The sequence below is a fragment of the Streptosporangium sp. NBC_01810 genome (genome assembly GCF_035917355.1).
GTDB lineage: Bacteria > Actinomycetota > Actinomycetes > Streptosporangiales > Streptosporangiaceae > Streptosporangium.
The window spans coordinates 4,781,147-4,806,660 of sequence record NZ_CP109070.1 but is presented as its reverse complement, the minus strand read 5'-3'; the positions used below and the strand labels follow the sequence as shown (position 1 = coordinate 4,806,660).

The 25,514-nt window shown below is 69.6% G+C and carries 24 protein-coding genes; 9 read left to right on the top strand and 15 right to left on the bottom strand.

Annotated features, from left to right (window positions below; genetic code table 11):
* The first annotated feature begins 6 nt into the window (after positions 1–6).
* Both OIE13_RS20870 and OIE13_RS20865 read left to right on the top strand, forming a co-directional pair.
* Positions 7–2,283, top strand: a complete 2,277-nt coding sequence (locus OIE13_RS20870; RefSeq protein ID WP_326637225.1) for a tetratricopeptide repeat protein — start codon at positions 7–9, stop codon at positions 2,281–2,283.
* A 150-nt stretch (positions 2,284–2,433) separates the two neighbouring features.
* On the top strand, positions 2,434–3,192 hold the full coding sequence (locus tag OIE13_RS20865) for an SDR family NAD(P)-dependent oxidoreductase (protein ID WP_326637227.1): 759 nt from the start codon (positions 2,434–2,436) through the stop codon (positions 3,190–3,192).
* 77 nt (positions 3,193–3,269) lie between these two features.
* Here the strand turns inward: OIE13_RS20865 and OIE13_RS20860 are convergent, their stop codons facing one another.
* Positions 3,270–3,722, bottom strand: a complete 453-nt coding sequence (locus OIE13_RS20860; RefSeq protein ID WP_326637228.1) for a peptidase inhibitor family I36 protein — start codon at positions 3,720–3,722, stop codon at positions 3,270–3,272.
* 296 nt (positions 3,723–4,018) lie between these two features.
* Here OIE13_RS20860 and OIE13_RS20855 point away from each other — a divergent pair, with 296 nt between their 5' ends.
* A complete protein-coding gene (locus tag OIE13_RS20855; protein WP_326637230.1) occupies positions 4,019–4,693 on the top strand; it encodes an HNH endonuclease family protein in 675 nt (224 codons plus the stop codon).
* Here the strand turns inward: OIE13_RS20855 and OIE13_RS20850 are convergent, their stop codons facing one another.
* A complete protein-coding gene (locus OIE13_RS20850) occupies positions 4,694–5,077 on the bottom strand; it encodes a PepSY domain-containing protein (RefSeq protein WP_326828591.1) in 384 nt (127 codons plus the stop codon).
* A 232-nt stretch (positions 5,078–5,309) separates the two neighbouring features.
* Entirely contained in the window at positions 5,310–6,053 is a 744-nt protein-coding gene (locus OIE13_RS20845; protein WP_326828590.1) for an STAS domain-containing protein, read from the bottom strand.
* A 106-nt stretch (positions 6,054–6,159) separates the two neighbouring features.
* Between OIE13_RS20845 and OIE13_RS20840 the strand changes: the two genes are divergently transcribed.
* Both OIE13_RS20840 and OIE13_RS20835 read left to right on the top strand, forming a co-directional pair.
* Positions 6,160–6,399 (top strand): hypothetical protein, encoded by a 240-nt coding sequence (locus tag OIE13_RS20840; protein WP_326637235.1) that lies wholly within the window; start codon positions 6,160–6,162, stop codon positions 6,397–6,399.
* Positions 6,400–6,430: 31 nt separating this feature from the next.
* Positions 6,431–8,287 carry a CheR family methyltransferase gene (locus tag OIE13_RS20835; RefSeq protein WP_326646999.1) on the top strand — a complete coding sequence of 619 codons (1,857 nt, stop codon included), beginning with the start codon at positions 6,431–6,433 and terminating at the stop codon, positions 8,285–8,287.
* Between the two features lie 87 nt (positions 8,288–8,374).
* On the opposite strand, the gene OIE13_RS20830 is transcribed toward OIE13_RS20835, so the two are convergent.
* A complete protein-coding gene (locus tag OIE13_RS20830; protein ID WP_326828589.1) occupies positions 8,375–9,634 on the bottom strand; it encodes a sensor histidine kinase in 1,260 nt (419 codons plus the stop codon).
* Entirely contained in the window at positions 9,631–10,314 is a 684-nt protein-coding gene (locus OIE13_RS20825) for a response regulator transcription factor (protein WP_326637239.1), read from the bottom strand. The genes OIE13_RS20830 and OIE13_RS20825 overlap by 4 nt, the downstream gene beginning before the upstream one ends.
* Before the next feature lie 93 nt (positions 10,315–10,407).
* Here OIE13_RS20825 and OIE13_RS20820 point away from each other — a divergent pair, with 93 nt between their 5' ends.
* Positions 10,408–10,953 (top strand): hypothetical protein, encoded by a 546-nt coding sequence (locus OIE13_RS20820; RefSeq protein WP_326637343.1) that lies wholly within the window; start codon positions 10,408–10,410, stop codon positions 10,951–10,953.
* A 79-nt stretch (positions 10,954–11,032) separates the two neighbouring features.
* Here OIE13_RS20820 and OIE13_RS20815 read toward each other — a convergent pair whose 3' ends face one another.
* Both OIE13_RS20815 and OIE13_RS20810 read right to left on the bottom strand, forming a co-directional pair.
* The gene (locus OIE13_RS20815) at positions 11,033–11,710 is read right to left on the bottom strand and encodes a CU044_5270 family protein (RefSeq protein ID WP_326637346.1); all 678 of its coding nucleotides are present in this window, start codon (positions 11,708–11,710) and stop codon (positions 11,033–11,035) included.
* Positions 11,682–11,978 (bottom strand): RNA polymerase sigma factor, encoded by a 297-nt coding sequence (locus OIE13_RS20810; RefSeq protein ID WP_326637348.1) that lies wholly within the window; start codon positions 11,976–11,978, stop codon positions 11,682–11,684. Before OIE13_RS20810 ends, OIE13_RS20815 begins: the two co-directional genes overlap by 29 nt.
* Before the next feature lie 197 nt (positions 11,979–12,175).
* Here OIE13_RS20810 and OIE13_RS20805 point away from each other — a divergent pair, with 197 nt between their 5' ends.
* Positions 12,176–13,108, top strand: coding sequence for a hypothetical protein (locus OIE13_RS20805; protein WP_326637351.1), 933 nt, complete (start codon positions 12,176–12,178; stop codon positions 13,106–13,108).
* Positions 13,109–13,141: 33 nt separating this feature from the next.
* Here OIE13_RS20805 and OIE13_RS20800 read toward each other — a convergent pair whose 3' ends face one another.
* From OIE13_RS20800 to aceB, 6 genes are all read right to left on the bottom strand, one after another.
* On the bottom strand, positions 13,142–13,912 hold the full coding sequence (locus tag OIE13_RS20800) for an IclR family transcriptional regulator (protein WP_326637353.1): 771 nt from the start codon (positions 13,910–13,912) through the stop codon (positions 13,142–13,144).
* 61 nt (positions 13,913–13,973) lie between these two features.
* Positions 13,974–15,221 (bottom strand): (Fe-S)-binding protein, encoded by a 1,248-nt coding sequence (locus OIE13_RS20795; RefSeq protein WP_326828588.1) that lies wholly within the window; start codon positions 15,219–15,221, stop codon positions 13,974–13,976.
* A 1-nt stretch (position 15,222) separates the two neighbouring features.
* A complete protein-coding gene (locus OIE13_RS20790; protein WP_326828587.1) occupies positions 15,223–16,479 on the bottom strand; it encodes an FAD-binding oxidoreductase in 1,257 nt (418 codons plus the stop codon).
* The gene (locus OIE13_RS20785) at positions 16,479–17,936 is read right to left on the bottom strand and encodes an FAD-binding oxidoreductase (RefSeq protein WP_326828586.1); all 1,458 of its coding nucleotides are present in this window, start codon (positions 17,934–17,936) and stop codon (positions 16,479–16,481) included. Before OIE13_RS20785 ends, OIE13_RS20790 begins: the two co-directional genes overlap by 1 nt.
* Before the next feature lie 137 nt (positions 17,937–18,073).
* Complete coding sequence (locus OIE13_RS20780; protein WP_326637358.1) at positions 18,074–18,670, bottom strand: DUF1016 N-terminal domain-containing protein; 597 nt, start codon at positions 18,668–18,670, stop codon at positions 18,074–18,076.
* 109 nt (positions 18,671–18,779) lie between these two features.
* Entirely contained in the window at positions 18,780–20,366 is a 1,587-nt protein-coding gene (gene aceB / locus OIE13_RS20775; protein WP_326637360.1) for a malate synthase A, read from the bottom strand.
* A gap of 230 nt (positions 20,367–20,596) precedes the next feature.
* On the opposite strand from aceB, the gene OIE13_RS20770 reads away from it, so the two are divergent.
* Both OIE13_RS20770 and hflX read left to right on the top strand, forming a co-directional pair.
* On the top strand, positions 20,597–21,286 hold the full coding sequence (locus tag OIE13_RS20770) for a DUF4097 family beta strand repeat-containing protein (protein ID WP_326637362.1): 690 nt from the start codon (positions 20,597–20,599) through the stop codon (positions 21,284–21,286).
* A gap of 235 nt (positions 21,287–21,521) precedes the next feature.
* Entirely contained in the window at positions 21,522–22,889 is a 1,368-nt protein-coding gene (gene hflX, locus OIE13_RS20765; protein WP_326647000.1) for a GTPase HflX, read from the top strand.
* 78 nt (positions 22,890–22,967) lie between these two features.
* On the opposite strand, the gene OIE13_RS20760 is transcribed toward hflX, so the two are convergent.
* Together OIE13_RS20760 and OIE13_RS20755 are read right to left on the bottom strand one after the other, a co-directional pair.
* Positions 22,968–24,545, bottom strand: coding sequence for a SpoIIE family protein phosphatase (locus OIE13_RS20760; RefSeq protein ID WP_326637363.1), 1,578 nt, complete (start codon positions 24,543–24,545; stop codon positions 22,968–22,970).
* 44 nt (positions 24,546–24,589) lie between these two features.
* Entirely contained in the window at positions 24,590–24,781 is a 192-nt protein-coding gene (locus tag OIE13_RS20755) for a hypothetical protein (RefSeq protein WP_326637364.1), read from the bottom strand.
* Between the last annotated feature and the right edge of the window lie 733 nt (positions 24,782–25,514).

The following is a 25,514-nucleotide window of genomic DNA, read 5'->3' as shown; positions in this document are numbered from 1 at the left end:
CGTCTCATGGACGTGGACATCTGGGCCTGGGTGAGCGACACCCAGCGGCAACTGCACGAAGCAGGTAACACCGGTCTGGCTATGGCGATCGGAGATGTGCCCGCGCAGGCGCTGGAAGGCCGATACGCGCAGCTCGACGTGCTCGCGCCCGCGATCGCGCAGCAGGCGGAGAACCTGCAGATGCCCTGGCTGGAGTTCTACGCCCGCTACTGGCACCTGATCGGCCGTATCGGCGACCGCGCGCAGGGGGCGGTCGCGATCGCCGACGCCGAGGCACTGGTCGAGTTCACCAGACGCGAGGACGTCCGCGAATGCCCGGCCGCGCCCGGTGCCGTCGTGGCGCTGGCCCTCGCCCAGGCGAACGCCGACGGCCCCGGTTACGCCGCCGAGCGGCTGGCCGAGCTCTCGGCACTGGACGTGGAGCCCGGCTCGCCGGCCTTCGCCTCCGTCGCCGAGCACTATGTCGCGGCGCTTCTCGACGCGGGGCGCGTCGAGGAGGCCGTCTCCCACGCCGAGACCGCCGTGGCGGCGCTGGGCGGCGTGGGCCACGAGGCGAGCTGGGAGCTGGGAGCCGCCTCGGCCCGCGCGCTCCTCGCCGCGGGCCGCGCCGAGGACGCGCTCACCGCGCTCGACGCCGCGGCCGACTTCAAGCCCGACGACCCGGTGGCCAAGGAGTATCGCGAGGGAGTGCTCCGCGCGCTCGTGCTCGCCGCCCTCGATCGCGTGCAGGAGTCCGTCGACGCCCTGCCCGATCTCGACGTGGTCGGTGAGCATCCCCGCGTCTGGGTCGAGTGGTCGTACGCCGTCCGCGCGCTCGCCGGATCGGCACAGATCACCAACACCTGGCAGCTGGGCCGGGTTCTCAAGCAGTGGATCGACTACTTCGCGATGATGGGCGGCTACCGCGCCCGGGTCGAGCTGGCGCTCGTCGCCGGGCAACTGGCGGTCGCCCGGCAGGGGATCTGGCAGGCGCGTCTCCTGGCCGACCTGGCGGAGTCCGCGGCGGGAGAGCTCAGGAACCCCGGTGACGTCGCCGAGCGGATCGCCGCGCTGCGCGTCGCCACCGACGAGGCCACCGCGCTTCCCGCTCCTGGGTCCGAGGCCGAACTGGTCGGCTCCTTCGACGCCGCCGACGGCTTCAACGCCGACCCGGAGCGCTGGGTGGGCTGGCTGGCCCCGCTGTCCGGTCGTGACGTGGAGGCCACCCGGCGCCACACCACCACGCTGGGCTTCCTCGGCTACCCGGCGAGGGGCGCCGACATCTACTGGACCATGCTGGTCGAGTCCGGCGACATCGAGAACGCCGACCCGCAGGACTCCCTCTACCTCAGCAGCCTGCTGATCGAGGCCCGTCAGGACGAGCGCCTGGAGCAGTTGGCCGAGCGGCTGCCCGCCGCGCAGCGCCACATGGCCCTGGGGCGCCTGCACACCGCGCGGGAGCGCTGGGAGCAGGCGGCGGCCGAGGGCGAGGCGGCGGTCGCCGCCGGCGGCGGTATCGAGGCGGCCAGGCTGTGGTCGGCCGCGACGCAGCAACTCGGCGACAACGCCAAGGGGGCGGGCATCCTGCTCGATCTCCTCGACTCCGAGGAGATCGAGCAGCAGGACCTCTGGAGGATGGTCGTCATGGCGACGGCCGCCGAAGACTGGGAGACCGTCCGCCTGGGCGCCACCAAGATCGGGATTCCGCTGAAGTCGAGCGAGGGACCGATCGAGGAGGAGATGGGGCTGGTGCGCATCATCCTTCCGGCTCCCGACGGCAGCCAGCGTCAGGTCCTGAGCGTGCGCACGGGCCCCGCGACGGCGCGCCTGGCCATTCCCCAGCCTCCCGGCATGGAGTACAACGCCGGTGACCTGGTCGTCTTCGAGCCGCAGTTGCTGGAGCCGATTCCGGAGAGCGCCGAGGAGCAGGAGAAGTTCGTTCCGCCCTTCGCCGCGGTGAGCATGCTCCGCCCCGGTGGCTACACCAGCTGGTTCTTCGACGGCGCCGCTCCCAGCCAGGCCGACTGGACGGAGTTCAACGACGTCATGGCCGAGCGCGGCTGGCCGATGTGGGTCTACAGCGATGACAACTACACCGTGACCCACCCGACCACGGGTGAGCCGCTGCCCGGCGTGTTCGGCTGGGTCGCGGTCCCGCCGGACGTCAGCCCGGTCGAGGTCGACGCGCTCCTGGACGACGCCACCGAGCGCTGGGTGCACCCGCTGGCCTGGCTCGATCTGGCCAAGGCCGTCGATGTCGAGGTGGAGCGGCACGAGCGGATCACCAAGGAGTACGGCCTGTAGGACGGATCGTCACGGGCCGCGCCCGAAGCCCGCGGCGCCGCTCGGAGTCAGGAAAACCGCACCGCCCGTGAGGAGACCCCTCGCGGGTGGTTCCTTTCCCGGTCACTAGAGTCTCATTCGGCATATGGGGTGGACTAGGGAGGGATCCGAATGCTGGAACGATTCCGGCTGGACGGCAAGGTCGCGGTCGTTACCGGCGCGTCCTCGGGGCTCGGCGTCGCGTTCGCGAGGGGTCTGGCCGAGGCGGGTGCGGACATCGTGATCGGCGCTCGCAGGAAGGATCGTCTTGAGGAGACCCGCGCCCTGGTCGAGGAGACCGGCAGGCGATGCGTGGCCCTCGTCACCGACGTGACCAAGCCCGAGGACTGCCAGGCCCTGGCTGAAGCGGCGGTCACGGAACTGGGCGCGGTGGACATTCTGATCAACAACGCGGGTGTGGGCGCCGCGATCCCGGCACTGAGGGAGACGCCCGAGCAGTTCAGGCAGGTGGTGGAGATCAACCTGCACGGCACCTACTGGATGGCGCAGGCCTGTGCCAGGGTCATGAAGCCCGGCTCCTCGATCGTCAATGTCGGCAGCATCCTGGGCGAGACGACCGCCGGGCTGCCGCAGGCCGCCTACAGCGCTTCCAAGGCGGGGGTCGTCGGCCTCACCCGCGATCTCGCTCAGCAGTGGACGGGGCGTCGCGGCATCCGGGTCAACTGTGTCGAGCCGGGCTTCTTCGCCTCGGAGATGACCGACCAGTACGCGGAGGGCTATCTGGCCTGGCAGTTTGAGCACCGGGTGCTGATGAAGCGCCCTGGCGATCCGGCCGAACTCGTCGCAACGGCGATCTTCCTTGCCTCGGACGCCGCCTCGTACGTCACCGGTGCGGTGATCCCGGTCGACGGCGGGATCCTGATCACCTGACCTGGGAGGCCGCGGAGACCTTCTCCCCGAGGCCTGGGTGAGCGGGCGCGCGGGGAGAAGGGGAGGGGTCGAGGGCGTCAGTAGAGCCAGTCGATGGCGTCGACGCTGTCGTTGGTGTCCGGCGGCTCTTCCAGCGAGTAACCGGGATACAGGGTGCGCTCCGCACCCTCGTAGTCGATCAGCTGGACGTAGTAGCCGGTGTTGTTGATCCACGATGAGACGTTGTTCGCGGCGGTGGAGGTGCCGCCCACGCCGCCCGGCATCGGCACGTTGTTCAGATCGGTCGGGTAGCCCGCGGGGATGCTGTATCCCGGTCCGTTGAAGCCGTAGTCGCGGTAGAGGCAGAGGCTGTTGAAGGGGCAGCTCGCGTTCTCTTCGAGCTGGATCACCCTCGGTGGCAGGGTGGAGGACTGTTGCGCCGCCGCCGTGCCGACGCCGGTCCCGGAGGCCAGGAGCAGGGCGGCCGTGGTGGTGACCAGCCCTGTCGTGGTTCGTGCGAGGCGGGGATGACGCGATGAGATCTTACCCATGCGAATCCTCTTCGTAGTCGTTCACTCACCCGTCGTGAGCGCTCTTGGCCATTAGAGCACCGTTACTTTACGTAGTCGATAGTCGCGTTGAGTAAAAATTCTGAGGCGCGCTTCCAGTGAGGTGCTGCTCGTAATGCATTTGTGCGGGTCAGGTGAGAGACGTGGTTGAGGTGCGGATTGACGCGTTGAAAATCCTCTCGGTGCTCCGAAGGCTGCTTGAGGCTTTTAGGATTGAAGGAGGTATCTGGAATAATTTGCCGCTTCAGAGGTAGTGAACGCGCGGGAGAGGTGGCACAGTGCGGGCTGCGCTGGCACGAGGCATGGTCGTCGCGACGATCGCGTTCACGGTGGCGGGCTGTGGCCCGATTCCGGGCGATCTGGACGGCGGGCCGACGTCTGCCGGCGGCGGGCAGTCCGCGTCCGAGGCGCTCAAGGACCTGAAGAGCCTTGATGTCAAGGGCCGCGCCCCGATGACCGGTTTCGACCGTGACGAGTTCGGTCCCGCATGGTCGGACGTCGACAAGAACGGCTGTGACACCCGCAACGACATTCTCATTCGCGACCTGAAGGACGAGACTTTCAAGGAGGGCGGCAAGAACTGCATTGTGCAGTCCGGCATTCTCGACGACCCCTACAGCGGCAAGACCATCAAGTTCGAGCGTGGCACGCGGACCAGTTCGGCGGTGCAGATCGACCACGTGATCGCGCTCGCCGACGCCTGGCAGAAGGGCGCCCAGGGGTGGACCAAGACCAAGCGCAAGGAGCTGGCCAACGACCCGCTGAACCTGCTGGCCGTCGACGGACCGTTGAACAGCCAGAAGGGCGCCGGTGACGCGGCGACGTGGCTCCCGCCGCGCCACGCCTACCGGTGCCCCTACGTCGAGCGCCAGATCAAGGTGAAGGTCAAGTACGGCCTGTGGGTGACGCCCGCGGAGAAGGACGCCATGCAGGCCGTACTCGAGGCCTGCTGATCAGTCGTCGTACTCGCGCTTCAACTTGATGATCTTTCCTGTCCTCGCCGACACGTAGACGTCGTACTCCCAGGCGCCCTTGTGCAGCTCGACCTTCCAGGCGCGCCGGCCGTGCTCCCACTCGCGTTCGACCTTGCTCACGCGCGCGCCGGGAAGGCGCTTCTTGGCGATCTGCACGGCCTTGCGGGAGGAGATGGCCGCCGCGGTGGTGCCTGTGGTGCCTGTGGTTCCCGTGGTGCCTGTGGCGCCGGTCGTGCCGGCGGCCGCGGTGGCGGTGATCGCCGCGCTGTCCGTCTGGTGCGCGGCGAGGGCGATGCCGCCCCCTCCGGTCAGCAGGGCGGCGGTTGCGAGGGTTCCGATGGTGATTCTGGTGATTCGCTTCATGAGTCATGATTTGCGGAGATTTTGCTAGGGGCACGCTAAGAGATCGTTAAGTGAGGAGAACCGGTTCCCGGGCGTCGCCGCGGACGGCCTGGTGGCGGTGCTTCAGAGCCTGGGGCCGGTGCTTCAGAGCCTGGGACCGGATGCTTCCCCGCCTCTCCGCTGCCCGCCTCCGCTGCCCGTCTCCGCGGTCCGCTCGTGGCCCGCGGCCCCCGGGGTCGCCGGCCGGGATCGCTTAGTCGGCTCCGATCGAGAACGACGTGGTGAGGTCGCGCGTCCGATCCACCTTCGCCTGCCGGGAGTGGTCGTCGCAGGCCAGTCTCACCGCGGCCCGCACCGCGATGTGAGTATCCAGCTCCGCGTGCAGGATGGCCATCCGGTCCTGGATCTCGGCGAGCATCGCGCAGGTCGTCTGCGCCTGGAGACGCAGCGTCTCCAGGCGTGCCGCGGCCTCCCGCCTCAGGCGCGACGACCTCTCCAGGGCAGGATGCACCGGGCGTTCCGCAGGCGGGGACGCCCTCGTCTCCGGGCCGTCTCCCGGCCTGGAGGCGAGGGTGTCGACGGGCGGTGTGGCGGCCCTGCGCGCGCGGCGCCCGCCGCCGACGCGACGCAGGACAGGGGCGTGCCGCAGGGGGAGCGACGGGGGTTCGGGGAACTGGTCCAGATGGGAGACGGTGACCAGGCCCGGGTGTTCGGGCCCCTGCGCCCCCCAGAGCATGTTGAACAACCGGGCGACGGTCGGGGAGGGGACGACGAACAGTTCTCCTCCGGCCACGCGAAGACCCTGGTGGATCCGCTCCAGCGCCCGAGCCCCGCGGATGTCACAGAAGAGCAGTTCGCCGGCGTCCACGAGAATATGCCGCGCACCTGTGCGAATGAGGTGTTCCAGCTCCGACTCCAGCAGCCGGTAATTGAAGGCGTCCACCTCGCCCGTCACGGCCACCAGAGCCGTGTCGCCGTACTGGTGAATGACATACACCGACATATCCATGCTGGCCACATACCCTTCAAGGGATTTTCCGGGCTCCGCCGACAATCCTATGGTTCCCCAGTATGAATGGGTCCCGGTGGGATAGAAGCTAAATGTGGCAGGTTCCAATGGGCGTGACCTGGCGGTCGTCGCCGCCTCCACGGGCGGGGTGGCGGCCCTGCGCACCCTGCCGGCGGAGTGGCCGCGCATGCTGGAGCGTGCGGAGGCGCAGGGAAGGAAACATTCCTCGCAGCGGCTGCTGGAGGACGCCGCGCAGACCAGACGGGCAGTGGAGACGATGCGAATGCCACAAAGCCGCATCGACGGCACCGGTGATGGCTTTGCCCTCACGTAGCGGTCGGTGACGGGCCTAGGCTGGCAGTGTGATGCCCGGCGACGAACGTGAATTCGACGATCTCCTGCTCATGTTGAAGGAGACGCGCGGTTTCGATTTCACGGGGTACAAGCGCACCACCCTCATGCGTCGCATCAGCAGGAGGCTCGGGGCGCTCAAGCTGCGTGACTACGGTGAGTATCGTGATTATTTAGAGCTGGAACCCGAGGAGTTCGGCAGGCTCTTCGACAGCCTGCTGATCAACGTCACCGCCTTCTTCCGCGATCCGCCCGCCTGGCAGACGCTCCGCGAGAGCGTGATCCCCTCCCTGCTGGAGAGCAAAGGGCCGGGAAAGGTGATCCGGATCTGGAGCGCGGGCTGTGCGACGGGAGAGGAGGCCTACAGCCTCGCGATGCTGCTGGCCGAGGAGCTCGGCATGGACGCCTTCCGTGAACGGGTGAAGATCTACGCCACGGACCTCGATCAGAAGGCCCTCCAAACGGCGCGCGCGGCGGTCTACAGCGAGCGCCGGCTCTCCGAGTTGCCGGACGGGCTGCGCCAGAAGTACTTCGAGCCGGCGGACGCCGGCTTCGCGTTCCGCCGCGACCTGCGACGCCAGCTGATCTTCGGTCGTAACGACCTCACGCGCGACGCGCCGATCTCCCGGGTCGATCTGATGCTGGCCCGCAACACGCTGATGTACTTCAACAGCGAGACCCAGCTCAGCATCGTCCGCCGATTCCACTTCGCGCTCTCCGACCCCGGTTACCTCTTCCTGGGCAAGGCGGAGATGCTGCTCAATCACGGTGACAGGTTCGAGCCGGTGAACCTCCGGATGAGGCTGTTCAAGAAGATCGGATCGCCGCCACCCGGCAACCGCGTCACCTGGGCGCCGGGCACCGGTGTGTCGCAGAGCCACCCGTACGTGCGGCACACGGTGCTGCAGGCGGCGGCGCTCGCCACCGGTCCTGTCGCCCAGATAGCGCTCGACCGTTCCAGGAACCTCGCCCTGGCGAACTCGCGGGCCGAGCTGCTCTTCAACCTCAATCCGCGCGACATCGGGCGGCCGTTCCAGGATCTGGAGATCTCCTACCGGCCGGTCGAGCTCCGCTCGGTGATCGACCAGGTGGAGCAGGACCTGCGCGTCGCCGAGTTGCAGGACGTCACCTGGCGCCGGCCGGACGCGCCGGAGGCGAGCGTCTTCGACATCGCCGTCGTCCCGCTTGTCGAGCCGGGCGGTGAGCTGGTGGGCGTCGGCGTCAACTTCCACGACGTGACGCGCTACCGTCGGCTCCGCGACCGGCTGGAGCAGACGAACAGGGAGCTGGAGCACGCCTACGAGGAGCTGCAGTCGACCAACGAGGAGCTGGAGACCACCAACGAGGAGCTGCAGTCGACCAACGAGGAGCTGGAGACCACCAACGAGGAGCTGCAGTCCACGAACGAGGAACTGGAGACGATGAACGAGGAGCTGCAGTCCACGAACGACGAGCTCCAGCAGATCAACGACACCCTGAATTCCTGTAGCGACGAGCTCAAGCGGGCCACCGACCTCGTCTCCTCGGTGGTGCGCAGCCTTGGCGACGCCGTGGCCGTGGTCGACACGGACCTGAGGGTGCTGGTCTGGAGCCCGGGAGCCGAGGAGCTGTGGGGGCTCCGCACGGACGAGGCGCTCGGTTGCCGGCTGGCCTCTCTCGACATCGGTCTTCCCGTCGGGGAGATCCTGGCTCAGGTGCAGCGGATGCTGGACGCGGAGCCCGGCCCGGGAAACGATCGCGGTGACAGCGTCACCCTGGACGGCGTGAACCGGAGAGGACGTCCCACCAGGCTCCGTGTCGATCTCTCCCGGCTGCACACCGACGACATGTCGCCGGATGGAGTGATCATGGTGATGAACCTGCTCCACTAGGAGCAGGACCGGCCGTTCCTCAGGACCGGCCGTTCCTCAGGACCGGCCGTTCCTCAGGACCGGCCTTTCCTCAGGACCGGCCGTTCCTCAGGACGGGACGGCGGGCAGGAACAGGGTCACGCCCGCTCCGCCCGCGGAGGATGTTCGCAGGGACAGCGAGCCGCCCGCCGACTCGGCGGTGCGGCGGGCGATGTCGAGGCCGAGGCCGGTCGACCCGGCCCCGCTCTCACCGCGCTGCAGCGGGTCGGAGGTGGCGAAGCCGGGACCGGCGTCGGCGACGGTCAGCAGCGCGCCACCCTCGGCCGGCTCCAAGCGTACGGAGAACGAGACCCCCTCGGGTGTGTGCGCGAACACGTTGCCGAGCAGCGCGTCCACGCAGGCGGCCAGCTCGTCCGCGGCGACGGCGACCGGCAGCGGGCCCGGTGCCAGGTCGAGGGTGAAATGCCGCGACTGATCCTCGGCGAGCACCGACCAGAACGCGACCCGGGCCGCGGTCACCGCCGCCGCGTCGCACTCGGCCCGCTCCCGCACCCGCCGTCTGGCCTCGGTGATCACCGAGGTGACGGCGCGTTCCAGGGCGTCCACCCGGGCCTCGATCCTGGCCGACTCCTCCGGGTCGGTCAGGGACTCCGCCTCCAGTCTCAGCCCGGTCAGCGGGGTGCGCAGCCGGTGTGACAGGTCGGCGGCGCTCTCCCGCTCCTCCGCCAGCAGGCCGGTGATGCGCTCGGCCAGGTGGTTGAGGGCGAGGCCGACCGCGTGCACCTCGACCGGGCCGTCGGGCACGGTCCTGGCGGACAGATCGCCCGCGGCGAGCCGGTGCGAGACCCCCGCCAGCGCGGTGATCGGCCTGATCACCGCGCGGGCCAGCCGGTCGCCGACCAGCACGCCCAGACCGACCAGGGCCAGGCCGAGCGCCGCCAGTCCGGCCCAGACCTGGGGCACCCCCCTGGTCAGCCGGTCGTCGTCCAGGAACACCCGGACCACCGCGGTGCCCCCGGGCGCTCCCTGGACCGAGACCAGGATCTCCCGCCCGCCGGGGACGGCGGCGGTGACGCTGCGACCGAGGAAGGACAGCTCCACGGCGGTGGAGCGCGAGGCGGGGGCACCGATCACCTGGCCGTCGGGGAGGAAGACGGTGACCGGATGCGAGGTCTGTTCCGTGGTGAGCCGCAGGGTCTCGGTGTCCACGGCGCCGACCGCGACGGCCACCGACTCGGCCTCGCTCTCGGCCTCGCTGACCGCCCCGCTCACCGCCACCGTGCGGACCAGGAGCGCCAGCGGGACCATCAGCGCGATCAGTACGAGGGAGGTGGTCGCCGCGACCAGCAGGGTCAGCCAGCGCCTCATGCCGGGGCGGCCAGTCGCACGCCTACACCCCTGACGGTCTGCAGGTAGCGGGGCTCCTGGGAGGTCTCGCCCAGCTTGCGGCGGAGCCACGACAGGTGGACGTCCACGGTCTTGTCGGCTCCGCCGTAGGGGATCTGCCAGACGTGGGTGAGCAGCTCCCGCTTGGTGACCACCTCGCCGGGGCGGGTGGCCAGGTAGTGGAGCAGGTCGAACTCCCGGGGGCTCAGATCCAGTGGCGTACCGTCCAAGGTCGCCTCCCGGGTGCGCGGGTCGATCCGCAGGCCCCCGACGGTGACCGAGCTGTCGGCGCGGTTCTCACCGGCCACCCGCCGGAGCACCGCCCGTATCCGGGCGTCGAGCTGGGTCGCGCTGAACGGCTTGACCACGTAGTCGTCGGCGCCCGCGTCCAGCAACCTGACCATCTCCGCGTCGCCGTCCCGCGCGGTCGCCACGATCACCGGGACCCGGCTCACCGCCCGGAGCATCCGAAGGAGATCCAGCCCATCCATATCGGGCAGGCCGAGATCGAGTACCACCAGGTCGGGGCGTTCCTCGACGGCCAGCCGGAGGCCGTCGAGAGCGGCGGGAGCGGACGACACGGCGTGGCCGCGGTCGCGCAGGCCCCGGGTGAGGGAGGTGCGGATCGCGACGTCGTCCTCGATGAGCAGTACGTTTGACATTTGCCGCCACGTTAGCCTTCCGCCGTGCCACCTCCAAAGCGGGTTATCGGCCCCTTAACCTCGTCTTATCGTTTCAGGTGGCACAGTGAGCGCATGCGCAAGCGTCTTCCCCTGGTCGTGGCCGGATGGCTGGTCACCGGGCTTCTCGCGACCGGAGCGGGTGTGGCGGTGATCGACCGTCTCAGCGAGCCGCTGACGACCGCCGGGCTCCGGCCTCTCTCCGCGGCCGAGGTCGACAAGGCTCTCGCTCTCGCCTCGTCCCTTCCCGGCGGTCTTCCCACCGCCGCTCCCACGGCCGTCCCCACGTCCGGGGTCACCTCGGATCCCGCCGGGTCCGCTTCCGAACCGACCGTCGCCGAGTCCGCTCCCCAGCCGGCCGCTACCGTCACCGCCACGCCCGTCGCGGAGCCCGGCGAGAGCCGGGTGATCACCACGGCGGGCGGCAGGGTCATCGCCCGGTGTAAGGACGGCCTGGTCACCCTCCGGTCGTGGAGCCCGGCCCAGGGATTCCAGACCGACGACGTCGAGCGTGGACCCGCCGACCGGGCCCGCGTCGAGTTCGAGTCCGAGGAGACCGAGGTCAAGGTCGAGGTCAACTGCGCGGCCGACGGATCACCCGTCCACCGCGTCCACAGCTGATCGGCCGTGGCCGGGGCTCCCCGTCCGCGAAGTCGGGTCCACGGCGCCGCGGCGGGCGGGGGGCAGGCAGGAGCGGCTGTCAGCCGCAGCGGTCCGCGTCCCCGGCCTCCACCTCGGGAGCCTCGTCGGCCACCGTGACCGAGAGCTGGGCGGTCGAGGCGACCAGGCTGCCCCTGGGGGACTTGGCGGCCTTCTCGTCGACCACGATCCCGCGCTCGCCGAGCAGATCGTACGTCTTCGCGTCGAAGATCAGATCCTGCCTGACGCCGTCGAGGCCGACCCTGCCGACGCCGATCCCCTCGCGTCCGGCCGCGTCCTCGGCCCGCTCGGTGACGTCGACCCCGGGGATGGTGCCCACCGCCTTGAACAGCGCCGCCCGCTGCGCCGGGGGCATGTAGGTCTCCCTGAGCATGTCGCCCGCCGCGGTGAAGGCCGCCTCGTCCTTGGAGTTGCCGCCCCGGTCGCCGGTGTAGAGGTGGGCGCGCATCCCGTCGGCGTCCGTGGGGAGCCTCCTGAGCGCCGCGTGGTCGGTACGCAGGTATTCGGGGGTCTTCGCGCAGTTCACCAGCGGCATCGTCTCGACTCCGGGCTCCTTGTACGCCGTCTCGGGGATCGGCCAGCCCGGGTAGGCCCTGGGCTCCAGGTGTTCGATCCGCAGCACGCCGTTCCTCGTCCCGTCGGCGGACAGCCAGATGGCTCGCCTGGTCCGGTAGAGGTAGCGGGTCTCCTCATCTGGCTCGCCCGTCTCCGGGTTCATCGCCTCGAAGCCGAAGGAGCCGTACGTCGTACCGGGTCCGCTTGCGGAAGGCCACGAGGAACGTCTCGGCCGTCATGTCGTCGGCCGTGGTCACGTCGTCCAGCCGCCGCGCCACGTACCGGTGGATCTCGTCGGCGTGCCGGTCGAAGAGCCCGGCGAACCTGTCCGGGTTCGTCAGGGACTCCCCGATCAGCGTCGCGTCGGTCGCGTCGTCGGCGGGAGGGGACAGCGGGAACGCCCCGGTCCGTTGGGGGTGATCCAGTGTCACCACCTGTTTCGTCCAGTCGTCATCAGGAGGGAATCCTTCCGGAGCGTGTACGCACTCTCACTCCCTACTCCGCCGACCGGCTCCATCGGGTTCCATAGACGGATATGTCTCCCTTGGGTGTCGGTCGTCGGTGGTTCCGGCGCTCGCGATCAGCCGCCACTAGGATCCGCTTTCACGAAACGGGTGCAAAGGGAGAGATGATGAGCGCTCAGAAGGCCGGTGGCGGCAGGCGACCGCTGTTGAAGTGGTTCCTCCTCGCGGTCGCCGTTCTGGTGGTCTCCGGGTTCGCCCTCAGCGGCTGCTCGCGCGTGAGCACCCAGCCCGACGAGGTGGTCCTGCACTACGCGGGCGGCACCTTCGAGGCCATCAAGTTCGAGAAGTGCATCAACCCCTCCAGCGGCGCCACGCTCCTCGGTCCCGGCGACAGAGGATATTCCTACCCGTTCGGCCAGCGGACCTTCGACTTCTCCGGGGCGGACGAGGCCGAGTCCAAGCCGCTGTCCGTGGTCTCCAAGGACAACGTGGAGATGATCGTGTCCGGGGTGGCGACGTTCACGTTGAACACCGACTGCAGGACGCTCCAGCACTTCCACGAGAAGATCGGGCTGAAGTTCCGCGCCTACTACGAGGAGGGCGAGTCGTCCGACGGCTGGCGGCGGATGCTCAACATCTACATGCGGGTGCCGCTGGACCGGGCCATGGACGCCGCCTCGCAGGAGTTCGAGTGGCGGGGGCTGTTCAACGACCCGAAGGTGAAGCAGGCGTGGGAGACGCGGGTCGGCCAGCTCGCCAGGGAGTTCATCAAGGGGACGGCGGGGGGCGACTACTTCTGCAGCCAGAACTACGCGGGCAGTGGGCAGTGCGGTGACATCTCCCTGACCATCCAGAAGCCCGAGCCGCCGGAGGCCCTGGTCAACGCCCTGGCCTCGGAGCAGGCGGCCAAGGCGGAGAACGTCGCACAGACCCAGCGCAACGCCAAGGTCCGCACCGAGATCGAATCGATCAAGGACCTTGTCAAAGTCCTCGGCCCGCAGGGCGCCGTGCTCTGGCAGGCCATCCAGAAGGGGCAGGTCAGCGTGGTCCCGGTGCCGCAGGGCAGCAACCTCAACATCACCCCTCCCGGCCGCTGACCCCGGTGGCCGGAACCGTCACGGGTGACCGGTTCATGCCGTGCCATCCGCCTTGGTGGACGTGGCCGGACCCAGCTCGGCGCCGAAGTCGCGCGCGATCCTGCGCATCCCCTCGGTGAGGTCCCGCCGGTCGAGTGCGGAGATCCGCTCGGCGGGTCCGGAGACCGACAGCGCGGCGACGGTCCGCACCCCGTCGTGTACGCCCACCGCCAGACAGTGCACGCCGATCTCCTCCTCGCCCAGGTCCATCGCGTACCCGTGCTCGCGCACCCGCTCAAGCTCGGTGAGCATCCCCGGCAGGTCGGTGATCGTGTTGGCGGTCCGCCGGGGCATGCCGGTGCGCTCGACCAGCGACGCCACCTCGGCATCCGGCCGGTCGGCCATCAGGACCTTTCCCACCGCGGTGCTGTGCGGCAGCACCCGCCTTCCGACCTCGGCGAACATCCGCAGCCGCCTCGGCGAGAGCGCCTGGGCGACGTAGACCACGAAGTCCCCCTCCAACACCGCCAGGTTGGCCGTCTCGCCCCACAGTTCGACCATCTTCCTCAGGTGGGGTTGCGCCCATACGCCGACCATGCGCTCGGCCACCCCGCCGAGTCGTATCAGCGCGCCGCCCAGGGCGTAGCGGCGGTCGGACTCCTGGCGCACGTAGCCCCGCGCGAGCAGCGTGCGCAGCAGCCGGTGGATCGTCCCGTAGGGCAGGCCGGTCCTGGCCGCGATCTCCGAGAGCCCTGCCTCCCCGCCCTGCTCGGCCAGCGCCTCCAGCACGTCCAGCGTCCGATCGACCGACTGCACAGCGCTCATGTGACCTCCTCGCCGGGCGACCCCGGATCCGTGCGTGTCCCGTGGCCGCCGGACGGCTCGCTCACGGCACCTCCGTGAGCCCGCGCAGCGAGGCGTCGAGGACCTGGGCGGTGTGCGCCACGGGGATGGGCTCGGCCCCCCGGCGGCGGATCGCCGAGACGATCTGCATGGTGCAGCCGGGATTGGCCGAGACCAGCAGGTCGGCGCCGGTGGCCAGCACCCGCTCCGCCTTGCGGTCGCCGAGGTCCCTGGCGGTCTGAGGCTGGAACAGGTTATAGGTTCCCGCCGAGCCGCAGCAGATCGCCGACTCGGCGATCTCCCTCAGCTCCAGGCCGGGCACGCCTTCCAGGAGCCTGCGGGGCTCGGAGCGTATCCCCTGCGCGTGGGCCAGGTGGCAGGCGTCGTGGTAGGCCACGGTGAGCGGCAGCGGGTGCCGTTCGGCCACGGGGCCGAGCGCGACGAGATACTCGGCCAGATCGACGGTTCTGATCGCCCGCGCCCTGTCGGCCCACTCGCCTCCCTCGGCGTCGAGGATCTCCGCGTAGTCCTTCATCGTCGACCCGCAACCGGCGGCGTTGACCACGATCGTGTCGACGCCCGCCCGCTCGAAGGTGGAGATCGTCCGCTTCGCGAACCGCAGGGCCTGTCTCTCCTGGCCCGAGTGCAGGGACAGCGCTCCGCAGCAGCCCTGCGACGGCGGGATCACCACGTCGCAGCCCTCCATCGCGAGCACCCGGGCCGTGGCCGCGTTCACCTGCGGGAAGAACTCCCCCTGCACGCATCCGGTGAGCATCCCGACCGTCGCCCTGCGCGGGCCCCGCGCCGGGAGCACGCGCGGCAGTCTCTCCCTGGTGGTGGCCGGGGGAGCGAGGTCGGCCATCGCCGCCAGGGACGGGTTGATCCGCTCCAGCCTCGGGGCGATCGCGCGGCGCAACCCGGCACTGAGCCGCAGCGGCAGCCGCATCGCCCGCAGCCGCCGGGGGTAGGGGAACAGCTGGAAGACCAGCGCCCGCAGCGCCCGGTCGTCCGGTTTCCGCACGTGCGTCCGCTCGACCTCGGCACGGGTCTGCTCGATCAGCCGGTCGTACCTCACCCCGGACGGGCAGGCCGGCACGCACGCCATGCACCCCAGGCACGCGTCGAAGTGCCCGGCCATCTCCGGTGTCAGCGGCGTGCCCTCGACATGCTGCTTCATCAGATGGATCCGGCCGCGCGGGGAGTCCATCTCCTCGCCCCACAGGGTGTACGTCGGGCATGAGGGCAGACAGAATCCGCAGTGCACGCAGTCGTTGATCAGCTCTGGATCCATGTCAGATCCCTCCCACGAACCGGCCGGGGGACATCCTCCGGCCGGGGTCGAACCGTTCCTTGATCCGCCGCATCAGCGGCAGCGCGCCCGACGGGCCCCAGCGATCCACCCCGCGGGTGATCTCACCGGGTGCGGTGAGCACGGTCAGAGCGCCGCCGAGCCGGCGGAGGTCGTCGCGCAGGCCCGTCACGAACCCGGCGAAGGCCGCCTCGTCGACGTCGGCGGGCAGGGCGACCCACAGGACCGCCGAGGCCACCGAACCGCGCACGCGCGCGGGCAGCCCGCGAGCGGCGACCGCCCGCAGCGCCGGGTACGCGGCGGCGGGCGGGACCCGCAACTCCAGCAGCACGTCCTCGCCGGGCGGCACCGCCCACCAGGCGGGCGCCTCCGCGGTGATCAGCGCATTCCCGTACCCGTCCATGAGCCGGCGCACGGCCTCCGCCCGGGCACCGGCCGCCACCCCTTCGACGAGCGCGGACACGGTGGGGGTGCCCAGGAGGTCCGGCCACTCCAGCTCGATCGCGCTCGGCTCGGCCAGGGCGGACGCGAGCTCGGTGACCAGCGCGGCAGCCCCGTGGCCGCCTCCGGCCGGGGACGCCGGTTCACCGGAGGCGTGCGGCTCCACGGTGATCCAGCGGCGGTCGGTGAGGATCGGGTGGAGGCGGAAGGTGGCCTCCGTGATGACACCGAGCGTGCCGTACGAGCCGGTGAAGAGCTTGCCCAGGTCGTAGCCCGCGACGTTCTTGACCACCTTGCCGCCCGAGGAGGCGATCGTGCCGTCGGCCAGTACGACCGTGACGCCGATCAACAGGTCGCGGGCGGTGCCGTAGCGGAACCTGCGGGGGCCGGCGATCGCGGTGGCGAGTGTGCCGCCGACCGTGCCGGCGCGCGGGGTGCCGTCCAGGGCCAGTTCCTGTCCGAACCGTGAGAGCGTGGAGTTGAGGACGTCGAGGGGGAGTCCGGCGCCGACCTGTGCCACGAGGTCGCCGAAGGAGTGCTCGACCGTCGATCCGTTATCGAGAAGCATGTGGCGGGTGTCGATCAGCAGGTCGCACCGCTCGGGGGGATTTCCCCAGCCGAGCTTCGTGCCGTTCCCCGCCGGAACCACGGCCAGGTCGTGCGCGGCCGAGACGCGCATCAGCGCGGCGACCTCGGCGGTGCTCTCGGGCAGGGCGACCCAGCGGGGCAGGACCCCGCCCACCGTGTCGTCGGGGGTCGCCGACCGGACCGTCACACCCGTCTCGTGCAGCGCCTCCATCAGAAGTGCTCCGCCTGTCCCGACTCGACCAGCGGGTGCACGCCCTTGCGGACCCCGGGAACCTCGCCGCACAGCCGCGGGGTCGGGAAGACCTTGCCCGGGTTCGACAGGCCACGGGGGTCGAAGGCACAGCGCACCAACTGCATGGTGTCGAGGTCGTCGTCGGAGAACATTTTTGTCATATATCGGGATTTGTCCACTCCGACGCCGTGCTCACCGGTGATGGAACCGCCGTGCTCGATGCACAGATCGAGGATCTTTCCCGAGACGATCTCCGCCCGCTCGCCCGCGCCGGGCTCCGCGTCGTCGAACAGCACCAGCGGGTGCAGGTTGCCGTCACCGGCGTGGAAGACGTTCGCGACCCTGATCCCGTACTCGCGGGAGAGCCCGTCGATCCTCGCCAGCACCTCGGGCAGCGCGGTCCGCGGCACGACGCCGTCCTGGACGATGTAGGCGGGGCTGATCCGGCCCACCGCGGCGAACGCCGACTTGCGGCCCCGCCAGATGGCCGCCCGCTCCGCCGGGTCGTCGGCGACCCGTATCTCGAACGCGCCGCTCTCCCGGCATATCCGGGTCACCTCGCCGAAGGAGTGCGCGACCTCCTCGGCCGGGCCGTCCAGCTCCACGATGAGCACCGCGCCGGCACCCTCGGGGTAGGCACACGCCACGGCCGCCTCGGCCGCCTCGACGGCCAGGGCGTCCATCATCTCGATCGCGGCCGGCACGATGCCGCCGCCGATGATCGCCGACACCGCCCGCCCGCCCCGCTCGATGTCCTCGAACGCCGCCAGCAGCGTCGTCACGGCCTCCGGAAGCCGGCTCAGCCGTACGACGACCTTGGTCGCGATGCCGAGCGTGCCCTCCGAGCCGACGAACGCGCCCAGCAGGTCGTAGCCGGGACCGACGTCGGCGAGCTCGACGATGTCACCGTCGGGGGTGACGATCTCCAGGCCGACCACGTGGTTGACGGTGAAGCCGTACTTGAGGCAGTGCGCGCCGCCCGAGTTCTCCGCCACGTTGCCGCCGATCGTGCAGACCTGCTGGCTGGAGGGGTCGGGTGCGTAGTAGTAGCCCAGGTCGCGGACGGCCTCGGTGATCGCCAGATTGGTGACCCCCGGTTCCACGGTCGCCCGCCGGTTCGGCACGTCGACGGAGAGGATCCGCCGCATCTTCGAGGTCACGACCAGCACCCCGTCGGTCCTCGGCAGAGCCCCGCCGGACAGACCCGTCCCGGCGCCCCTGGCGACGAACGGCAGGCCGTACTCGTTGCAGATCCGCACCACGGCCGCGATCTGCTCGGCGCTCTCCGGAAGCACCACGACGCCGGGAGTGGCCCGATGGTGGGTCAGCCCGTCACATTCGTAGGTGCGCAGCCGTACGGGATCGGTGATCACCGACCCGGGGCCGAGGAGCTCCTCGAACCTGCGGGCCGATTCGTCCAGCGTCTTCGTCGCCATCGTTCCTCCTCCGGCGCGACCGGGACCCGGCGACGACAGTGACGTCGCCGTCGTCCGCCGTCGTCCGCCGTCGTCCGCCGTCGTCGTCCGGCCTCCATCGGCCGATCGAGGACATCGTCCTCGTCTTCAATTCTCGCTCAGCGCGGGGCGCCGGCGTTCCTGCCGTGCCTGGGGCCCTCGTCCAGGAGCCCGGCGAACCCCCGCTGCGCCGACCGGCACTCGGGGACCGGTGACGTACGGGCGGGGCCCGGCGGTGAGTGACGGATGCGGAGATGGAGCCGGCCTTTGATCATCGTGATCAGGACGCCCCTGGCCCACCCCTCGTCCGCGGTCTTGCGCGCGTAGAACTCCCTCGTCGCCCGGCTGTCCAGCATGTCCAGCAGGACGATGTGGTGGCCCCACGGGATCGGCCGCCCCGTCTGCGGGACGGAGTCCGGCCAGGCCGCCGCGAACGCCCTCATGTAGAGGAGGTTGGTCCGCGAGTAGCCCATGGCCTCGGGGAACGCGCCGCGCAGGTCGATGGAGAGCCGGGGTACCGCCTTTCTGCCCCAGTCATCGTCCGTCTGCCGTTCGAGGATGTGGCGGCCGATCCGCCAGTACTGCCGGATCAGCTCGGCATCGGTGGTGAGCAGGGCCACCCGCCCCCGGCTACCGGTGATCTCGCGCTTGACGGCGTCGAGCAGCGATCCGTAGTCGCCCCGCCCGGCTCCCTCGCCGTTCCTGTCATCACTCATGCACGCAAAGTATCCACTCGGCCCGGCCTCCGCATCCGCCGCCGGTGACCGCCTGGAGTGAGGAATCCTCGTCAGGGGATGAGGATTCCTCACCGTCGGGCCGGTCATGTCATGGCATACGCGCATAGGCAGGGAGAGTAAGGAACTCCGCGAAGTCGTCGTCCAGGGCGACCTCCTTGAACAGCGCGGTCGCCTGGTCGTAAAGGGCCTCGTCGTATCCGGGCTCTTCCTTGATCTTGGTGAGCTCCTCGTCGATGATCTGCTCGACCAGTTCCCTGGTCACCACGGCACCGGTGTCGGCGAGCTTGATGTCGTTGTGGATCCACTGCCAGATCTGGGAGCGGGAGATCTCGGCGGTCGCCGCGTCCTCCATCAGATTGTGGATCGCGACCGCGCCCAGCCCGCCCATCCAGGCGGCCAGGTAGCGCAGTGCCACGTCCACGTTGTTGCGCAGCCCCGCCTCGGTGATGTCGCCGGGGGTCTTGGCGACCGCGAGCAGGTCGGCGGCGGAGACGGAGACGTCCTCGCGCAGGCGGTCGAGCTGGTTCGGCCGCGACCCGAGTACGGCGTCGAAGACGTCGCGGCAGATCGGCACCAGGTCGGGGTGGGCGACCCAGGAGCCGTCGAAGCCGTCGCCGGACTCGCGGGTCTTGTCGGCGGTGACCTTCTCCAGAGCGATCTTGTTGACCTCGGGGTCGCGACGGGAGGGGATGAACGCGGCCATCCCGCCGATGGCGTGGGCCCCGCGCCGGTGACAGGTGCTGACCAGGAGTTCGGTGTAGGCGCGCATGAACGGGGCGGTCATCGTCACCGCGTTCCGCTCGGGCAGCAGGAACTCGCGGCCGCGGGTGCGGAACTTCTTGATCACGCTGAAGAGGTAGTCCCAGCGGCCCGCGTTGAGGCCGGCGGAGTGGTCGCGGAGCTCGTAGAGGATCTCCTCCATCTCGAACGCGGCCGGATAGGTCTCGATGAGCACCGTCGCCCGGATCGTGCCCTGGGTGATGCCGAGCAGTTCCTGGGCCCTGACGAAGACGTCGTTCCAGAGGCGGGCCTCCAGGTGCGACTCCATCTTCGGCAGGTAGAAGTAGGGGCCCTTGCCCTTGGCGATCTGCCGCTGCGCCGAGTGGAAGAAGTAGAGCCCGAAGTCGACGAGGGAGGCGGAGAACGGGGCTCCGTCGAGGGTGAGGTGCTTCTCCTCCAGGTGCCACCCGCGGGGGCGGACCACGATGGTGGCCAGCTCGGTGTCGGGTTTGAGGGCATAGCTCTTCTCCCCGGCGGAGAAGTCGATGGTCCGGTCGAGCGCGTCGCGAAGGTTGAGCTGGCCGTTGACGGTGTTTTCCCAGGTGGGGGCGTTGGCGTCTTCGAAGTCGGCCAGCCAGACCTTGGCGCCGGAGTTCAGTGCGTTGATCGTCATCTTCCGGTCGACCGGGCCGGTGATCTCCACGCGGCGGTCCTCCAGGCCGGGCGCGGGCGAGGCGACGTGCCACTCGGACTCGCGCACGTGCCTGGTCTCGGGCAGGAAGTCGAGGGTGCCGCCCGCCGACAGCTCCGCCTGGCGGGCCTGGCGGGCCTGGAGCAACTCCAGCCGCCGGCCGTCGAACTCGCGCTGGAGGGTGGCCACGAAGGCCAGTGCCTCCGGCGTGAGGATCTCGTCGAAGCGGTCCTGGCCGGGGCCATTGATCTCAACGCCGTCCATGAGGCCTCTTTCCGTATCGTGGAAAATCACTTCTGAATTGTGGAATAGACGCTACTCGACGGCCAGTTCTCGGTCAAAGGCAGGGTTCTCCTCAGGGCTCGGCCGGGGAATTCCCCGATGATCCGGGGGACGTACTCGGAGACAGTTGGATCAGCGTCTCTCGGCAGCGGGAGAGGGCGGATCCAGTCGCGAGCGGGAAGAAACTTCCCGGAAAGTCGAGGAATGAGCGCATGAAGAAGAACACGCTCGTCGCCGGGGGGCTCTTGGGGGCGGTTTTCATGCTCTCGGGATGCGAGTTCGCCCTGGACTTCCGTGGCCGGCAGCAGGACGTCGTCTCCTACGACGTCACCGGCAAGGTGACGGCCCTGGACGTCGCCACGGGCTCGGGTGACATCGTGGTCACCGAGTCGGACCGGCCGGCCGTCCACGTGACCGAGACCATCCACTGGCGTGGCGGCGACAGGCCCACCACCGAGCACCCGGTGGACGGCGGAACGCTCACCCTGCGTCACAGCTGCGATGGGATGAGCTGCTCGGTCGACTACAAGGTCGAGGTCCCGCCGGGCCTGACGGCCAAGCTCGACACCGGTTCCGGCATCATCACGCTGCGCGGCCTGACCGGGGGAGTGAACGCCGCGAGCGGCTCCGGCGACGTCGAGGCGGGAAACCTGGGTTCCAAGGAGTTCATCGCCGACACCGGCTCCGGCGACGTCGAGGCGAGGTTCGCGGCCATGCCCGACAGGGTGGAGATCAAGACCGGCTCGGGCGACGTCGCCGCGTACCTTCCCAAGGGCAGCTACGACGTGACCACCGAGACCGGCTCCGGCGACGAGACCGTGGAGGTCGTCAGGGACCCCTCGGCACCGCGCAAGATCACGCTGAAGACCGGCTCCGGCGACGCCCGGGTCCTGGTCCCCTGACCCCGGTACCGATCCTGAGATCAGGGCCGCGCCGGTCGGCGGACGGAGCGGTGATAACCAGGTGATGACGGAGCGGTTCCCATGGCACCATCGAAGGGAAGAGACCCGGGGTGGTCGGGCGTTCACTCATATGAGAAGGACGCATACGGACCCACCATCTGAATGGAGCGACGACATAGACACTCGTGAGCCGCTGGACATCGATCGATTCGACGACCTGCTCGACACCGGCGAGATGGACCTGGCCGAGCGCCAGGCGCTCCGCCGGGTGGTGGGCCTCTCCACGGAGTTGGAAGACGTCACCGAGGTCGAATACCGCCAGCTGCGACTTGAGCGGGTCGTCCTGGTCGGCGTCTGGACCTCCGGTACGGCGATCGACGCCGAAAACTCCCTCCTGGAGCTCAAGCTCCTCGCCGAGACCGCGGGTTCAGAGGTGCTGGAGGGGCTGATCCAGCGCCGCCAGAAGCCCGACACGGCGACCTACATCGGTGCGGGCAAGGCGCAGGAGCTCGCCGACATCGTCTCCGCCACCGGTGCCGACACCGTGGTGTGCGACGGTGAGCTGAGCCCCGGCCAGCTCCGCCAGCTTGAGGAGACGGTCAAGGTCAAGGTCATCGACCGGACCATGCTGATCCTCGACATCTTCGCCCAGCACGCCAAGAGCCGCGAGGGCAAGGCCCAGGTCGAGCTCGCACAGCTCAACTACCTCCTGCCGCGCCTGCGAGGCTGGGGTGGCAACCTGTCCCGCCAGGTCGGCGGGCGTGCCGCGGGCGGCGTCGGCATGGGCGGTCGCGGTCCCGGTGAGACCAAGATCGAGCTGGACCGCCGCCGGATCCGCGAGCGGATGGCCAAGCTGCGCCGCCAGATCGGCGGGATGACCACCGCCCGCGAGACCAAGCGGGCACGACGCCTGCAGCGCGAGGTCCCCGCCGTGGCCATCGCCGGATACACCAACGCGGGCAAGTCCTCGCTGCTGAACCGGCTGACCGGCGCCGGAGTGCTGGTCGAGGACTCCCTGTTCGCCACGCTCGACCCGACGGTCCGCAGGGCGCACACGCCCGACGGCCGCCTGTTCACGCTGGCCGACACCGTCGGGTTCGTCCGGCACCTGCCGCACCAGCTCGTCGAGGCATTCCGCTCCACGCTTGAGGAGGTCGGCGATGCCGACCTGATCCTGCACGTGGTCGACGGCTCGCACCCCGACCCCGAGTCGCAGCTCGCCGCGGTGCGTGAGGTGATCACCGATATCGAGGGCGCCCGCGACATTCCGGAGATCGTGGTCATCAACAAGGCCGACGCCGCCGACCCGGTGGTGCTGGCCCAGCTGACCGCGCGGGAAAGGCACACGGTCGTGGTCTCGGCCCGCACGGGCGCCGGGATCGACGAGCTGAGAGCCGTGATCGAGCGGGAGCTGCCCCGGTTCGACCAGGAGGTCAGGCTTCTCGTGCCGTACGAGCGCGGCGACCTGATCTCCAGGGTGCACGGGGAGGGTGAGGTCCTCGGCATCGAGCACACCGAGGACGGCACGATCCTGCACGCCAGGGTCCTGCCCGGCCTCTTCGCGGAGCTGGAGAAGACCGCCAAGCCGGTCGAGACCGTCTGATCGACTCCTCCCGCCGTACCGCCTCCTTGGGGAGCGGTACGGCGGGACGGTGGCGCCTTCCCCCGCCGCGCGGACCGCTCACCTCTCGCGGCGGAACATGACCAGCGCCACGTCGTCCTCCCTCGCGCCGAACCTCTCGATCAGCCGGTCGCAGAAGACCTCCAGGTCCTCCTCCGCCCCCTCGGCCAGCTGCCGTACGATCTCCAGGCTCTCGTCGAGCAGCTTGTCGCGGTCCTCGATGAGTCCGTCGGTGAACATCAGCACCGAGCCTCCCCGCGGCACGTTCACCCGGTCGACCCGGTAGCTCTCCTCGGTCACGCCCAGCAGGAGATTGCCCAGGCGGTGGTAGCGGGCCTGGCCGTCGGCGATGAGCAGGGGCGGGATGTGCCCCGCGTTGGCGACCTCCATCTCCCCGCTCACCGGGTCGAGCAGGAGCAGGCAGACGGTGGCGGTCATACCGGGGTGATAGCGCCGCAGCACATCGTTGAGCAGGGCCGTCGACGTGCCGAGGTCCGAGGTGCCGATGACGGTGGCACGCAGTGCGTGGCGCAGCTCCGCCATGACGGTGGCGGCCAGCAGCGAGTGTCCCTGGACGTCGCCGATGGCGATGAGCACCCGGTGGTCCGGCCGCAGGACCTCGTAGAAGTCGCCGCCGACCTCGACGTTGTCGACCGCCGGCTGGTACCGCCAGCTGATCGTGAGCCCGGGTATCTCGGGGATCCGCGCCGGCAGCAGGCTGCGCTGCAGGGTGAGGGCGATCGCGTGCTCCTCGGCGTACGCCCGAAGCGCGTCCACGGCGAGGGCGAGGGCCTGGCCGAGCTGGCGCAGCACGTTGGACTCGTCGGTGTCGAGCGGCGGGACCCCCTCCACCCCGAGGTAGACGGGGGGCCTGCCCAGCTTGGTGCGGCAGACCACGGCCGAGACATCACCGCCGATCTTCGCGTCGGGTATCAGCCCCATCCAGTCGGCGGTGGGGACCGTGAAAACCTGGGTGCCCGCGGAGTCGCCCAGGGACATCGCGCTCAACCTGTCCAGCGTTTCCGGCGCCGCGACCTTGGCGACGGCGACGTTCTCCGGAGGCATGGCGACGAACCTGCGGGTCCGGCCGTCGGGAGGCAGGGCCAGCGTGCCCGCCTGCCGCTCCAGGATCCGGGAGGTCCCCTCGACGGCCGTGGTGAGAAGCTCGTCGAACGTCTCGGCGGAGTTCATCGAGAGCGTGACCTCGGTGAGGGCGGCCAGCCGCCGGGCCATCAGCTCGGCTCGTTGCCGGGCGCGGTAGTAGCGCAGCGTGGCCTCGACCGTCGCGGCGAACTCGTCAGGCTCGACCGGCTCCGCCAGGTAGGCGTCGGCTCCGCGTTCGAGCCCCTGGGCACGGTCGGCCGGGGTGATCGCCGCCCCGGAGATCTGGATGACCGGTATCGACGACGTCGCCGCGTCGGCCTTGATCTGCTCGCAGACCTCGTAACCGCTGATGTCGGGCAGCCGTACGTCGAGGACGACCAGGTCCGGCTGGAGCTCCCTGACCTTGGCGAGCGCCTCCATGCCGCCGGTGGCCTGCACGACCTGGTGTCCCGAGCGGCGCAGCCAGCTCGACAGGATGTACAGCTTGGTCGGGGTGTCGTCCACGACCAGCACCGTCGCCCCGCCGCTACCCATGGGCGTGTCCAGGAACGCTTCCGATCGCCTCCGGCAGGAGGTCACTAGAGATCACCATGTGTGCTCCCTCCGGGGCCTGGCGCCGTGCGCACGCCACCGGGGGAGAGGCTCGGCTCGACGAGGGTGATCGCCGCCGTCGGTCGCATGCCGACGACGATCGTCTCGGCGTCGGGCATACGGAAGATCGCCGCGATGGTGGCCGGCATCCGGCCGATGAAGGAGTCGACGATCTCCACGGCGGTGATGTCGCCTGGAGGAGTTCTTCAATGCGACGCCGGCCGACGTCCGCGTGGACGGGCAAGGCAACTCCTATGCGTGTGACCTGCGGGCAACTCGCACGAAAGGCTACATGGAGCGTCCTGCTTACGGCCTTTTCTGAGGTTTCGGTCGGCAAGTGTCGGGTCAATGTCGCGGCCCCATCCCAGGTGCCCTCACGGTGCCGCAGTCGCCCGCCGCCGATGCGGAGGCGGTCAAGGATCACGGCCCAGGGCTCCCGATTACCAGCCTACGTTGATCGCGAATCGCGTTTCAATGGCTGGGCTTGCGCTGGACGGCTCGGTGAGGTGCACTGTGGTCGCGAAAACGTACAAAAGCCGCGAAAACTGCAGTGGTCGACCGGGGTTTAGATTGCTACCATAAGGCAAATCTAGCGAGATGTTATGACGCGAGTTGCTCTGGTGACTACTGTTACGGATGATGAAGAAGTAGTCTGAGCTGTGGAAAGGTGCTCAACGCCACGCGTGATCGTCGAGCCGGCAGGCGAGGTAGGGTCGCGGCGAGGCGGCGTTCTTCCCAATTAGCCTGTACAACGGGCCGACTTGTGAAATAACGTAACTGAACTGAAATCGCCCGATCATGATCCTGGCGATACTGTCGCCGCACAACAGATAAGCGGATGAGAGCAGGAGACCCCCGATGCCGTCCGGACTCACAGCGGGCTTGAAGGGCACGGTGCCCGGCAGTGTCAGG

What these genes read in the sequence shown, in the direction of transcription:
- OIE13_RS20870 (WP_326637225.1), top strand. Translation starts at nt 7, where the DNA reads ATGGACGTGGACATCTGGGCCTGGGTGAGCGACACCCAGCGGCAACTG.
- OIE13_RS20865 (WP_326637227.1), top strand. Translation starts at nt 2,434, where the DNA reads ATGCTGGAACGATTCCGGCTGGACGGCAAGGTCGCGGTCGTTACCGGC.
- OIE13_RS20860 (WP_326637228.1), bottom strand. Translation starts at nt 3,722, where the DNA reads ATGGGTAAGATCTCATCGCGTCATCCCCGCCTCGCACGAACCACGACA.
- OIE13_RS20850 (WP_326828591.1), bottom strand. Translation starts at nt 5,077, where the DNA reads ATGAAGCGAATCACCAGAATCACCATCGGAACCCTCGCAACCGCCGCC.
- OIE13_RS20835 (WP_326646999.1), top strand. Translation starts at nt 6,431, where the DNA reads ATGCCCGGCGACGAACGTGAATTCGACGATCTCCTGCTCATGTTGAAG.
- OIE13_RS20830 (WP_326828589.1), bottom strand. Translation starts at nt 9,634, where the DNA reads ATGAGGCGCTGGCTGACCCTGCTGGTCGCGGCGACCACCTCCCTCGTA.
- OIE13_RS20825 (WP_326637239.1), bottom strand. Translation starts at nt 10,314, where the DNA reads ATGTCAAACGTACTGCTCATCGAGGACGACGTCGCGATCCGCACCTCC.
- OIE13_RS20820 (WP_326637343.1), top strand. Translation starts at nt 10,408, where the DNA reads ATGCGCAAGCGTCTTCCCCTGGTCGTGGCCGGATGGCTGGTCACCGGG.
- OIE13_RS20815 (WP_326637346.1), bottom strand. Translation starts at nt 11,710, where the DNA reads ATGAACCCGGAGACGGGCGAGCCAGATGAGGAGACCCGCTACCTCTAC.
- OIE13_RS20805 (WP_326637351.1), top strand. Translation starts at nt 12,176, where the DNA reads ATGATGAGCGCTCAGAAGGCCGGTGGCGGCAGGCGACCGCTGTTGAAG.
- OIE13_RS20800 (WP_326637353.1), bottom strand. Translation starts at nt 13,912, where the DNA reads ATGAGCGCTGTGCAGTCGGTCGATCGGACGCTGGACGTGCTGGAGGCG.
- OIE13_RS20795 (WP_326828588.1), bottom strand. Translation starts at nt 15,221, where the DNA reads ATGGATCCAGAGCTGATCAACGACTGCGTGCACTGCGGATTCTGTCTG.
- OIE13_RS20790 (WP_326828587.1), bottom strand. Translation starts at nt 16,479, where the DNA reads ATGGAGGCGCTGCACGAGACGGGTGTGACGGTCCGGTCGGCGACCCCC.
- OIE13_RS20785 (WP_326828586.1), bottom strand. Translation starts at nt 17,936, where the DNA reads ATGGCGACGAAGACGCTGGACGAATCGGCCCGCAGGTTCGAGGAGCTC.
- OIE13_RS20780 (WP_326637358.1), bottom strand. Translation starts at nt 18,670, where the DNA reads ATGAGTGATGACAGGAACGGCGAGGGAGCCGGGCGGGGCGACTACGGA.
- aceB (WP_326637360.1), bottom strand. Translation starts at nt 20,366, where the DNA reads ATGGACGGCGTTGAGATCAATGGCCCCGGCCAGGACCGCTTCGACGAG.
- OIE13_RS20770 (WP_326637362.1), top strand. Translation starts at nt 20,597, where the DNA reads ATGAAGAAGAACACGCTCGTCGCCGGGGGGCTCTTGGGGGCGGTTTTC.
- hflX (WP_326647000.1), top strand. Translation starts at nt 21,522, where the DNA reads ATGGACCTGGCCGAGCGCCAGGCGCTCCGCCGGGTGGTGGGCCTCTCC.
- OIE13_RS20760 (WP_326637363.1), bottom strand. Translation starts at nt 24,545, where the DNA reads ATGGGTAGCGGCGGGGCGACGGTGCTGGTCGTGGACGACACCCCGACC.